Origin of the sequence: Streptomyces sp. NBC_00090 (assembly GCF_045160815.1) — a bacterium.
Classification (GTDB): domain Bacteria; phylum Actinomycetota; class Actinomycetes; order Streptomycetales; family Streptomycetaceae; genus Streptomyces.
This window is the reverse complement of sequence record NZ_CP108224.1, coordinates 7,711,640-7,724,132: the sequence shown is the minus strand read 5'-3', so window position 1 is coordinate 7,724,132 and position 12,493 is coordinate 7,711,640. Positions and strand designations below refer to the sequence as shown.

Below are 12,493 nucleotides of genomic sequence, written 5' to 3'. Positions count from 1 at the left end.
TGGGTCATATCCGTCCGGGCGTTTCGGAGCCGGAGACGGCGGCCAAGCTCGTGAAAATGCGCTCCTGGACCACTCCGGCGAGGTCGCTCAGGTGACGGTGCTCGAACAGGTCTCTCGGGGAGATCGGCACGCCGAACGCCGCGCGCATGCGAACGGCCAGGCGGATCGCGTTGATCGAGTCGCCGCCGACGTCGAAGAAGCTGTCGTGCGCGCCCACCCGGGGCACGGCCAGCACCTCGCCCCAGATCCGGCAGAGGGCCTCCTCGGTCGGGTTGGCCGGTGCCACGTACGACTCCTCGTCCGGACGGAGTTTCGCCATGGGCAGCGCCGCCCGGTCGAGCTTGCCGTTGCGGGTGACCGGCAGCACTGTCAGCGACACCACGGCGGCCGGGACCATGTAGGCGGGCACGTGCCGGGCGACGTGTTCGCGCAGCTCCTCCGCGGCCGGAGCGCCGGCGCGCGGCACCACGTACGCGACGAGCCGTTTGCCGGCCTCGTCGGCCTGCACGACGACCGCGGCCTCGGCCACCGCCTCGTGCCGCAGCAGCACGTTCTCGACCTCGCGCGGCTCCACCCGGAAGCCGCGGATCTTGACCTGGTCGTCCGCTCGGCCGGCGAACTCCAACGTGCCGTCCGGGTTCCAGCGGGCGAGGTCGCCGGTGCGGTACAGCCGGGTCCCGGGCCCGCCGAACGGGTCGGCCACGAAGCGCTCCGCGGTCAGGCCCGGTCGGCCGATGTAGCCGCGGCCCACACCGTCGCCGCCCAGGTAGAGCTCCCCGGTGACGCCGGGTGGCACGGGGCGCAGCCGGTCGTCGAGGACGTAGACGCTGGTGTTGGGGATCGGCCTGCCGATCGGGACGTTGTCGTACCGGGCGCCGGGTTCCACGGAGAACAGCGTCGCGGCGACGGCGCATTCGCTGGGACCGTACCCGTTGAGCAGGCGGCGGCCGGGCGACCACGCGGCGGCGACGTCCGGGGTGAGGGCTTCGCCACCGCACAGGATGGACTCCAGGTGTGGCAGCGCCGCGGGGTCGAGCACCGGCAGAACGGTCGGCGGACCGGTGACCGCGCTGACGTCGGCCTCGCGCAGCTGCTCGATGAGTTCGGCGCCGCTGTAGGTCCCTGCGGTCACGGGAGCGACCAGCGTCGCGCCGCCCGCGAGTGTGCTCAGGAGAACGAGCGAGGCGGCGTCGAAGCTCATCGGGGAGAGCTGGTAGATCCGGCTGCCGGGGCGTACGTGCAGGGGGACGACCGTCTCGACGGTGTTGACCATGGACCGGTGCTCGACCATGGTGCCTTTGGGCTTCCCGGTCGAGCCCGAGGTGTAGACGGTGTACATGAGATCGCGGGGGCTGCCGTGGTCGGGCGGCGCGGTCGCCGGCCGGGTGGCGATGGTGGGCCAGTCCTCGTCGAGCAGCACGAGCGGGGTCGTCGTACCCGCGAAGACGCCGCGGTGGCGGGTGTGGGTGAGCACCACCGCCGGGCGCGCCTCCTCCAGGATCGCCGCGGTGCGCGCGGCGGGGTAGTCGGGGTCGATCGGTACGTACGCGCCGCCGGCCTTGAGCGCGCCGAGGACGCCGACGACCAGGTCCGGGCCGCGCTCGACGGACACCCCGACGAGTACGTCCGCGCCGATGCCGAGTTCGGCCAGGTGGTGGGCGAGCCTGTTGGAGCGCTCCTCGACCTCCGCGTAGGTGAGCCGGTGCCCGCCGCGCTCGATCGCCACGGTGTCCGGCCATCGGGCTGCGCGGTCGCTGATGAGCTGGTGCATGCGCCGTTCGATGTCGTACGCGGAGGGGGCGGCCACGCCCCACTCGCCGAGGATGAGCTCCCGCTCGGCGCTGGTCAGCGCGGTCACGTCGCCGACGTTCGGCGCGGATCCGCCGGCCAGCCCGTCCAGTACCGTGATCAGACGCGCGGCGATCCGCTCCACGGTGGCCGGATCGAAGACCGCCTCGTCGTAGAGCAGTCGCATGACCAGCGACTGATCGGGGAACACGCTGAGCGCCAGGGAATGGTTCGTGGCGAACTCGACGTCGAACGCGCTGATCGCCGTCCGGTCGAACGGATAGTTCTGGAAGACCACGGCGGTGTCGAACAGGGCGGTCCCGGGGGCCACGTCGGCGAAGGACTGCACGCGGTTCAGCGGGGCGTATCCGAACTCCCGTGCCGCGGCCTGCTCGCGCTGCAACTCCGCCAGCCAGAGCAGGGTCTGCTCGTCGTCATCCACCTGGACCCGGACGGGCTGGGTGTTGATCATCATGCCGACCATCGACTCGACGCCGGGCAGCTCCGCCGGCCGCACCGCCGTGCTCGTGCCGAAGCAGACGTCGCGCTGGCCGCTCAGGCGTGCAAGGAGGATCGCCCACGCCCCCTGGACCAGGGTGTTGGGCGTCAGCCCGGTGCGCCGCGCGTACGCCGAGACCCGCGCGGCCGTCTCCGCCGGAACCGTCACCCGCACCGATTGTCTGGCCGCGGGCCGGTGGCCCTCGGGCGACTGCCGGTCGCCGGGCACGGACACCGGGCTCGCGAAGTCGGCCATCCGGCCGCGCCAGTAGTCGTCGGCGGCGTCCAGGTCCTGCTCCGCGAGCCAGTGGACGAAGTCCTGGAACGGTGGCCGCGTCCGCACCGGTTCGCCGCGGTATCCGTCGAGCACGTCCGTCAGCAGCTCCGCGGAGCTCCATCCGTCGGTGAGCACGTGGTGCATCGTCCAGACGAGCTGGACGGAGTCCGGGCCGAGCCGCACGATCGTGACCCGGCTCAGCGGTGCCCGGGTGAGATCGAAGCCGGCGGCGCGGTCGGCGTCGAGCAGCTCCCGCAGCCGCGCCGGGTGCTCCGCCTCCGGCAGGGCGCTCCAGTCGAGCTGGGTCACGGGCAGCGTGATCTCGTCCCTGACGAGCTGCACGGGCTCCTCGACGTCGGCCCAGCGGAGCTCGGTCCGGAGCACCGCGTGTCGTTCCGTGGCCTCCTGCCAGGCCCGGCCGAGGCGGCCGGGGTCGGTGACGTCGTCGAGCCGGACGACGAACTGAATCAGGTGCAGCGCCGGGTCGTCGAGCATGAGGGCGTCGAAGAGCATGCCGCTCTGCATGGGGGTCAAGGGGTAACTGCCCGCTCGCGGCGAGTCGTACGATGCCGCCGGGTCTTCGTCGAGCCGCGTCGCCGCCTCGGCAAGCGCCTCGACCGTCGGGTGGGTGAAGACGTCGGCCGTGCTCAGCACGAAGCCTTTGGCCCGCGCCCGCGCGACGATCTTCATGGTCAGCACGGAGTCGCCGCCGAGGGCGAAGAAGTCGTCTCTCGTGCCGACCTGTTCGACGCCCAGCGCCTCGGCCCAGATCGCGGCGAGCTCGCGCTCGGCGTCCGTACGCGGCGCGCGGTACGCCTCGGCGTCGTCGGCCGGGGGCTCGGGCAGCGCGGGCCGGTCCACCTTGCCGTTGGCGTTGACGGGGAGCCGGTCCATCCAGACGATGCGCGCGGGCACCATGTAGCCCGGCAGGGTTTCGGCCAGCCGGTCGAGCAGCTCACGCTCGGCGAGGGGGCTCGGCCCCGTCGGGTACGCGACGATGCTGCGCGTCGGGCCGCTCTCCCGCACGACCACGACGACGTCGGTGACCCCGGGGCAGTCGCGCAGCGCGGCCTCGATCTCGCCCAGCTCGATCCGGAACCCCCGGATCTTGACCTGGTGGTCTGTCCTGCCGAGGAACTCGATGAGTCCGTCCTCGGTCAGGCGCACCCGGTCGCCGGTGCGGTAGAGGCGGCCGCCGGGTGCGAACGGGTCGGCCACGAAGCGCTCGGCGGTCAGCGCGGGGCGTCCGAAGTAGCCGCGGCCCGTACCCTCGCCGGCCAGGTACAGTTCGCCGGCACCGCCCGCGCCGACGGCCCGCAGCCGCTCGTCGAGCACGTACGCCTCGGTGTCGTCGAGGGCCGTACCGATCACCGCGGCCCGGGTGCGCACCTCGTCCGGTGTCATCCGGTGCGCGGTGGCGAAGACCGTGCACTCGGTCGGGCCGTACACGTTGACGAGCGTGGTGTCCGGGCAGGCGCGCCGCATCCGCTCCATGGCGGTCGCCGACGGGGCTTCGCCGCCGACCCATACCTCGCGCAGCCCCGCGTAGCAGCCGGGCCGCTCCTCGGCGAAGAGCCGGAACAGCGCCGAGGTGAGGAAGACCGCGTCGAGGCGGTGCTCGGCGACGAGCGCGGCGAGACCCGGCGCGGTCAGCTCCGGCCCGATGACGACGCGGCCCCCGCTGAGCAGCGGCAACCAGACTTCGTACGTGGAGGCGTCGAAGGCGAGCGGTGCGTTGAACAGCGCGCTTCGGCCGAAGGCGGCGCGCACGTGGGGTTCCTGGGCCAGCGCCACGATGTTGCGGTGGGTGATCGAGACGCCCTTGGGCCGGCCGGTGGAGCCCGAGGTGTGAATGATGTAGGCGAGTTGTTCCTCGTCGACGGTCACGCGCGGGGCGTCGGGGCGTCGGCCCGTGTCCGCGCCGTCCACGACGAGCACGGGCGGCCCGGCGGTCGCCGCCCGGCCGGCGGTCGACCGGTCGGCGATCAGCAGGACCGCCTCGGTCTCGGCGAGCAGCCGGCGGATCCGGTCGTCGGGGTAACTCTCGTGCAGCGGCACGTAGACCCCGCCCGCCTTGAGCACGGCGAGCATGGCGACGACGGTCTCCGGCGAGTGGCCCGAGCGGCCCATCAGCATGCCGACCCGCGACTCGGCGGTCACCCCGGCGGCGACGAGGCGGTGGGCCAGGTGGTTGGCGCGCTCGTCCAACTCGCCGTACGTCAGGGTCCTGTCGGCGTCGACGACCGCGGGCGCGTCGGGGTTCTGCCGGGTGCGCGCGGCGACGAGGCGGTGGACGGCCCGGTCCTGCGGGGCGGCGGGGGCGTTGTCGAAATCGTGGGACATGCTCGGCCCTCCACTGGAACACGTGTGTCACGCGGATCTGTCGACGGTCGAGCTTGGCCCGCACAGGCGTTCCAGCTCCACGTTCTTGAGCGGTGAGGAAACTGCCCGCTCCGTGCGAATGCCGTGGGGGATGCGCGAAACAGGTGAGGCGTGGCCGAAGCCACGCCTCACCTGCGACAGCGGTCGTACGTCACTCGGGCCGCGAGACCGCCTCCACGGCCGGGGGCCGCAGTGCGAGCCGGGCCGGCAGCATCACGGCCGGCCAGGCGATCACCGCGGCCGCGATCACGATGCCGAGGTACATCAGGGGCGGGATGGAGGGGAACACCGAGTGGCGAATCGCGTAACTCATCCCGATCAGCGACGGCAGTGCGGCGATCGAGCCGACGACGACCGCGGAGACCACGATGATGCCCGCCTCCTGGCGCATCATCGAGCGGACCTGCCTGGTGCGGGTGCCGACAAGGCGCAGCAGGGCGAACTCGCGGTGCCGTGAGATCGTCGCCATGACGAGCGTGTTGACGACGGCGATCGCGAGATAGCCGAGGAGTACGGCGTTGAGCACGAGACTGATCCCGCCGTCACCCGAGTCACCGGTCGGTGCGGCGGTGACCGCCCCGGCGGTGCGCACGCTCAACGTCGGGTACGGCTTCAGCGCCGCGCTCAGGTCCGCCTCCCGGTCGGAGTTCACCATCAGCCACTGGTCGAGGTGGTCGGTGGTGTGGGCGAGGACCACGTCGTGGGGCAGCGTGACGTCGCCGAAGCCGAGCCCGTTCTCGTAGACCGCGACCACCTTGGATTTCTGGACGGTGCCGTCGCCGAGGTGCACGTCGACCTGGCCGCCCACGTCGGCGCCGACCGTGCCGGCGACGAGGCGGCTGAGTGCGACCGTGGACCCGGTGAGACCGCTCAGGTCGCCGCGCAGCACGCCCAGGTCCATCGTGTCCGGTACGGCCGCGGGGTCGACGCCCTGCGCCGTGGAGATCCGGTACTGGATGCTGTCGCCGTCGGGCCAGGTGAGGATCGTCGAGGTCCGGGCGACCGGGCCGACGGTGCGGACGCCGGGGACGCCTCGCAGCTCCTCGGCCAGGCCGGGTGAGATCCCCGCGCTGTCGGACGTCACCACGTGGTCGGCGATCACACCGTCGACGGCCTGGTCGTGCGCGGTCGCGGCGAGTGTCGTGCCGCTGAAGAGCTGAGCGGACGCCATGGTCACGCCCATGATCAGCGGGGTGGTGGCGGCGCTGAGCCGACGCGCCCTGGCCCGGGAGTTGGCGGTGGCGAGGAACCAGGTGACGTCGCCGCGGCGACGGGCGAGCAGTGACGCGACGCCGCCGAACAGCTTCGGTCCGAGCAGGCCGACCGCGATCACCAGGACCAGGGCGGAGCTGGCGGCACCCTCGATGGCCGACTCACCGGGCAGCGCGATCGGCAGCACGATCGCGACGGCCAGGCCAGCGGGTACGAGCAGCACGCCGAGCGTGAGCCGGAACCAGCCGAGCTTCTTCGGTTCCACGGCCACGTCGCCGAGCGCCTCGACGGCACTGACCTTCGCCGCGCGCCGGGCCGCGAGCCAGCCGCCGATCCGGGCCGCGAGGACGCAGATCAGCAGGGCGCACAGTACGGGCGTCGCTGTGATCACCAGCGAGAATCCGGGCGGCAGCGCACCGGCCGCCGTGAACACGGTGTGCAGCAGCATGGCGAGCAGGATGCCGGGGACGGCGCCGAGCACCGCGCCGATCCCGCCGACGATCACGGCCTCGCCGCCGATCATGCGCAGCACCTGCCGGGGAGTGGCACCGACGGCCCGCAGCAGGGCCAGCTCGCGGCGGCGCTGCTGCACCGACAGTGCCAGCGTGCCGGCGACCACGATGACCACGAGCAGGATCATGGTGGCGCCGAACGCGCTGGCCACCTCGATGACGAACGACCGCATCTGACCGACGTCGAGCGTCTCCGCGTCGCTGCGGTCGTCGCCGGTGTACGTGACCACGCCGGGCACGGCCTTCTCGATCCGGTCGGCGAGGTCGCCCGCGTCGGTCCCCTTCGCGGCCAGCACACCGACCGCGTCGATCTTGCCGGGCAGGCCGTGGAGCCGCGCCGCCTCGTCGTCGGTGAAGAAGACCGCGCCCTGCCGCTCGAGGGGCACCGCCGGCTCGGCGACACCGCTGACCCGGTACGACCCCGGCTTCGACCCGGTCACCAGCGTGACCGTGTCTCCCGGGGCGGCCCCGGTCCGCCGGGCGAGGACGCTGTCGAGCACGACGTCTCCGGCCGCTCGTGGCGGGGTGCCCGAGCGCAGCGTGAACGGCGCCAGCACCGAGGCGCTCCAGCCGTGCCCGTACACGGGCGGGCCGTCGAGGACGGAGTCGTTCTTGAGGACGGTCGTACGGACGCTGATGTCCCCGACCGCGGACTCGACGCCCTTGACCGCGCCGACCTTCTCGACCGTGTCGGCGGGCAGCCTGACCCTCTCGGAGAGCCGCGGGTCCGCATCGCCCTCGACCTCCATGGCCTGGTAGCCGCCGACGACCACGGCCGTCCGGTGGTACCGCTCGGCCGGGACTCCCGAGCTGATGCCGGTCTCCAGCAGCACACCGCAGGCGCTGATCACGGCGGAGCCGATCGCGACGGCGATCAGTACTGCCGTGAAGCCGCCCTTACGGCCGCGGATCGTGCTCCAGGCCAGCGAGAGGTTCTGGCGCGAGAGCGTGCGGACCTTCTTCTTCTTCGCCTTGCCGGCCGCCGGCGGGCCCACCGCCTGGGCCCCGCTCTTCTTGCGGCTCACCGGTCACCCAGCCTGGTCATCCGGTCGGCCACCTTCTCCGGCGTCGGCGCGGGGAGTTCACCGGCCAGCCGGCCGTCGGCCAGGAAGGTCACCGAGTCCGCGTACGAGGCGGCGACCGGGTCGTGGGTCACCATCACCACGGTCTGGCCGGTCCGGTCGACGACCCCCCGCAGCAGTTCCAGGACCTGCTTGCCGGTCCGTGTGTCGAGCGCGCCTGTCGGCTCGTCGGCGAAGATCACGTCGGGTCCCGTGATGAGGGCGCGGGCGATGGCCACGCGCTGCCGCTGACCGCCGGAGAGCTGCCCGGGGTAGCGGTCACCCATGTCGTCGAGCCCGACGTTCGCCAGCGTGGCGCGCACCCGGTCGATGGGGACCGGATCGCCGGCCAGCCGGAACGGCAGGCCTACGTTGTCGGCGACGGTGAGCGGGTCGAGCAGGTTGTACGCCTGGAAGACGAACCCGATCCGTTCCCGGCGGATCTCGGTGAGTTGTTCCTCGTTCAGGCCGGCCAGGCGGGTGTCGCCGAGGACCACGCCACCCTTCGTGGGTTCGTCGAGACCCGCCGCGCAGTGCAGGAACGTGCTCTTGCCCGAGCCGGAGGGGCCCATGATCGCGATGAATGTCCCGTGCGGCACGCCCATTGTCACGTCGTCCAAGGCTGTGACCGCGTTACGACCGGAACCGTAGGTTTTTGTCACGGATTCCAATAAGAGAGCATACCTGGCAGCCACTGCAGACCCTTTCCCTTTTAGCGGAACGCTACCGTTCGACGCCATCGTCGATCAACCCGGCTGTGGCGGAAAACAACTTCGAGCCGCGCCTCGGAGTCTCACGAATATGGCCCCCACCTGCACTCCCTTCTTTCAGCCCGGGCTTCCCTGACCGGCCGCCCGGCCGGAACTTGACGTCCGCTGCACGGCTTTCCGCCGGTCATGGCCGGGCAGGGCGGGCCTGGCGGCGGCCTCGCCGACGGGGGTCGGCCGGGCCGGTGGGTCGCAGGGATCTGCCCGCCCCCCGCATCGCGCCGATGACCAGCGGTTTAACGCGTCGATGACAAGCGGTTTCGCCCCGATGACCAACGGGGGCGCAGCCGTCTCCTCGCCGGCCTCCCCGTCGGATCGCGAACCACGGCCGGAGGCCCCGGAGAGCGGCTCCGAACTGGGGATTTCACTCTGCGGTCAACAAGATGGCCGATCCGACGCACACGCCGAAATAATTCTCGACGACCCGGAGGATTCTTTACCAGCGGGTAATGGATGTACCACGCCCGGAAATCTCCGCGGCCGCGTCGAAAAATCGCCGCGCCGATATCGCCTGATAAATCCCTTGCATAGATGGGCAGCGAGAACAATGATTCCTGCGAATCTGGAACGCGCCGTCTACGGAATGTACGCCACCCACGCTCTGCACGTCGCGGACAGGCACGGCGTCTTCGAGCACCTGGCACGACACAGCGGCGACAGCGCCGACAAGATCGCGGCCGCGCTGGCTGTCGACGAGGACACCCTCGAGCGGCTCCTGCTGGTGCTGTCCTCCTTCGGCGTCCTCGACGCGGACGGTGAGCGTTACGCGCTCGCGGCCGACGTCCGGCCCTACGTCGACCGCGAGGACCCCCGCTACCTGATGGGATTCGTCGATCACCTGATCGGCGACACCGCCGATCAGTTCGGACGGCTGAGCGGCTACCTGAACGCGGGCAAGGCCGAGACCGACCGGGACACGCCGGCTCCGTTCGAGGCCATCTACCGCGACGAAGAGTCGGTGGGCCGCTTCCTGAACGCGATGTGGGGCCTCAGCCACCACGTCTCGCACGAGCTCGCCGCCCTGGCCGACCTGAGCGACTCCCGGCAGCTGATCGACGTGGGCGGAGCGAGCGGGCCCTTCTCGGTGGCCGCCCTGCATGCCTTTCCGCAGCTGCGCTCGACCGTGTTCGACCTTCCCCAGGTCGGTCCGCACCTGGCGGCGCGGGCCACCGAGCACGAGCTCGGCGACCGGCTGGACTTCGCGGCCGGCGACTTCTTCGCCGAACCGCTGCCGGCCGGCGACTGCTTCGCCTTCGGCTACATCCTGTCCGACTGGGACGACGAGACCTGCGCGGCGCTGCTGCGCAAGGCGTACGAGGCGTGTCTCCCCGGCGGCCGGGTCCTGATCATGGAGCGGCTCTTCGACGACGACCGCGGCGGCCCGCTCGCGACGGCCGTCATGAACCTCTCCATGCACGTCGAGACCCAGGGCCGGCACCGTACCGCGGCCGAGTACCTGGACCTGCTGCGTCAGGCCGGCTTCGTGGACGGCACGGTCCGGCGCTCCAGCGGCGAGAAGCACCTGATCACCGGTCGGCGCGCCGAGAGCGAGTCCGCGCGGTGAGCGCCATAAGAACGCTCACCCCGACCCGCTCGCGGGAACTACCCCCGGCCTGCGCCGAGTTGGCAGCCCAGCTGCACGCGACGCCCCTCGCCGAGCTGCCCGACGACGAAATCCTCCGCCTGTCCGAGCGCTACGACGCGGCCGTGGCCGGGCCGGAAACCCACGAGAACGAGATCCTGCGGCTCCTGACCCGATCGTTCAGCCGGCGCCTCGACATACCCGAGTACTACCGCTACACCGGACTGCACGTGGCCGGCTGGTACCTCGCCCGGCGGGAGGACTCGTACGAGGCGAGCCTGCTGCTCCTGCACGCGCTCGTGACCGACCTGATCGCGCTGGAGGAGCGCGAGGCCGGACTGCACGAGACCACGGTCGAGGAGGGCGCGGAACGCGTGCGCCGGCTGGAGGCCGTGCTCGACCACCTGGGCAGGTCCCCTGTCGGCCCGGACCGCACCATGGCGAGCGCCGACCTGGTCCGGCTCGCCGACCACGACGACGTGCTCGTCCACGACCTGCTGGTGGTCAACCGCTGTTCGGGATTCCGCCGGTCGGACAAGCATGACGAGCACATCTTCATGCGGGCCGTGCAGGCCTGCGAGATCGGCTTCTTCCTCATCCGCTGGACCGCGCGCCGCGCGACCGAGGCAATCGGCCGCGACCGCGGCGAGTTCGACCTGCGGATGAGCCAGTTCGCCTCGGCGGCCGAACTGCTGAACGTCGTCTTCCATGCGCTCCGGACGCTGACCCCGGAACTCTTCATGGGCTTCCGGGATCTGACCGGGAGCGCCAGCGCGGTCCACTCGCTGAACTACCACCTGATGGAGCTGGTGGTGTACGGCTACGACGAACGGAAGATCGAGACCTACAAGCGGTTCGCGCACCTGGCCCCGATCACCAGCCCGCTGCTTCGCGAGTTCACGTCCCTGCAGGACGCCGCGGCCGGCGCCCGAGACCCCGACATTCGCGAGGCATTCACCGCGAGCGAAAGTCCGCTGCACATCTGGCGCGGCCGGCACTACGGATTCGGCCGCCGCTATCTGCCGGAGATGACCGGGTCCGGCGGCACCGAGGGCGCCGGTTACCTCAAACGCTTTGTCGGCAAGGCCGGACTGGGTTCCGGCGACCGTATCGACGATGTCGAGCAATTGCTCACCCAGTTCGCCTTCTGCTGACAGAGATCAGGAGATCACTCGATTCCTATCCCGGCGCCCGAGCGCCGGTGAGTCCCGGCACCCGCCGTGGCTCCAAGCACGCTTCACCCTTCGCTCATATGAGAGGTGCTTGTGAACAGAATTCTGCCGACGGTCTCCGCGGAGAACCTGACCCAGTTCGAGACCCTCGCCCTGGCCAGTTCGATGAATCTCGCCGACGGACACGCCCGCCAGCAACTCACGGCCGCGCAGAGCAAGATCGTCGCCGATCTGCCGAACATGTGGGCCGAGGCCACCCTGCGCCCGGTGGCCGAAATCGAGCGGGAGGCCGCCGAGTCGTTCTTCGGCATGCTCGGCCAGCACAGTCATCCGTTCGACGCCGGACGGACGCTGAGCTGCTACTCGTCCTCGCTGGCCATGGAGATCCTCGCCCGCTCCCTGGTCACCACGTCCGACGCGGTGGCGTTGGTCCACCCGACGTTCGACAACATCCCCGACATCCTGCGCGGGGTCGGCCTGCGGCTCGTACCGGTCGAGGAGGAGCAGGCCCACGACGAGGACCTGCCGGCGGAGCTGCTCGAACAGGTCGGCTGCGTCTTCATCACCACGCCGAACAACCCCACCGGCCGCGTGATGACCGAGGCCCGGCTGCGCAGGCTCGCCGAGCAGTGCGCCGAGTACGGCGTGGTGCTGGCCCTGGACACCTGTTTCCGGGGGTTCGACCCCGCCGCGCAGTTCGACCACTACGCCGTGCTCGACGCGAGCGGATGCCGCTGGGTGGTCATCGAGGACACCGGCAAACTGTGGCCCACCCTCGAACTCAAGATCGGCTGGCTGGTCCGCTCGGCCAACGTGGACCTGCCGATCGAGAAGATCCACTCGGACATCCTGCTCGGCACCTCGCCGCTGATCATGCTCATGGTGAAGCGGTTCGCCGACGACGGGGCGGACGGCGGCCTGGCCGAGCTGCAGCGCACGATCGCCGACCACCGGGCCCTCGTGCGTGCCGAGCTCGCCGGCGTACCCGACATCAGCTTCGTCGACGAACACGCCCGGACCAGCGTGGAGCGCCTGCACGTCGGCTCGCGGCTGGGAATGGACGTCTGGTCGGCGGTCCGCTCGCAGAGCCTCTATGTACTGCCCTGCCAGAAGTTCCACTGGGCTCGACCGCACGAGGGCGAGCGGATGCTGCGCCTGGCCCTGTCCCGGAACGCTTCCACCCTGATCGCGGGCGCCCAGGTGCTGCGCGCGGCCCTGCTGAACGCGCAGGAGCTGTAGGGC

6 protein-coding genes are annotated in these 12,493 nt (G+C 71.2%); 3 read left to right on the top strand and 3 right to left on the bottom strand.

What is annotated here, in order from left to right:
* Positions 1-4 precede the first annotated feature (4 nt).
* From OG361_RS34410 to OG361_RS34400, 3 genes are all read right to left on the bottom strand, one after another.
* Positions 5-4,906: an amino acid adenylation domain-containing protein gene (locus OG361_RS34410; protein WP_405859833.1), complete on the bottom strand. Its 4,902-nt coding sequence runs from the start codon at positions 4,904-4,906 to the stop codon at positions 5-7.
* Between the two features lie 190 nt (positions 4,907-5,096).
* On the bottom strand, positions 5,097-7,694 hold the full coding sequence (locus tag OG361_RS34405; protein ID WP_405859831.1) for an ABC transporter permease: 2,598 nt from the start codon (positions 7,692-7,694) through the stop codon (positions 5,097-5,099).
* Entirely contained in the window at positions 7,691-8,470 is a 780-nt protein-coding gene (locus OG361_RS34400; protein WP_405859829.1) for an ABC transporter ATP-binding protein, read from the bottom strand. Before OG361_RS34400 ends, OG361_RS34405 begins: the two co-directional genes overlap by 4 nt.
* A 574-nt stretch (positions 8,471-9,044) precedes the next feature.
* On the opposite strand from OG361_RS34400, the gene OG361_RS34395 reads away from it, so the two are divergent.
* The 3 genes from OG361_RS34395 to mppP all read left to right on the top strand — a co-directional run bounded on the left by OG361_RS34395 (position 9,045) and on the right by mppP (position 12,490).
* The gene (locus OG361_RS34395) at positions 9,045-10,061 is read left to right on the top strand and encodes a methyltransferase (protein WP_405859827.1); all 1,017 of its coding nucleotides are present in this window, start codon (positions 9,045-9,047) and stop codon (positions 10,059-10,061) included.
* Entirely contained in the window at positions 10,058-11,233 is a 1,176-nt protein-coding gene (locus OG361_RS34390; RefSeq protein WP_405859825.1) for a tryptophan 2,3-dioxygenase family protein, read from the top strand. Before OG361_RS34395 ends, OG361_RS34390 begins: the two co-directional genes overlap by 4 nt.
* 111 nt (positions 11,234-11,344) lie before the next feature.
* A complete protein-coding gene (mppP, locus tag OG361_RS34385; protein WP_405859823.1) occupies positions 11,345-12,490 on the top strand; it encodes an enduracididine biosynthesis enzyme MppP in 1,146 nt (381 codons plus the stop codon).
* The last annotated feature ends 3 nt before the right edge of the window (positions 12,491-12,493 follow it).

Coding starts and splice junctions, on each gene's coding strand:
- OG361_RS34395 (WP_405859827.1), top strand. CDS start 9,045: ATGATTCCTGCGAATCTGGAACGCGCCGTCTACGGAATGTACGCCACC.
- OG361_RS34400 (WP_405859829.1), bottom strand. CDS start 8,470: ATGGCGTCGAACGGTAGCGTTCCGCTAAAAGGGAAAGGGTCTGCAGTG.
- OG361_RS34410 (WP_405859833.1), bottom strand. CDS start 4,906: ATGTCCCACGATTTCGACAACGCCCCCGCCGCCCCGCAGGACCGGGCC.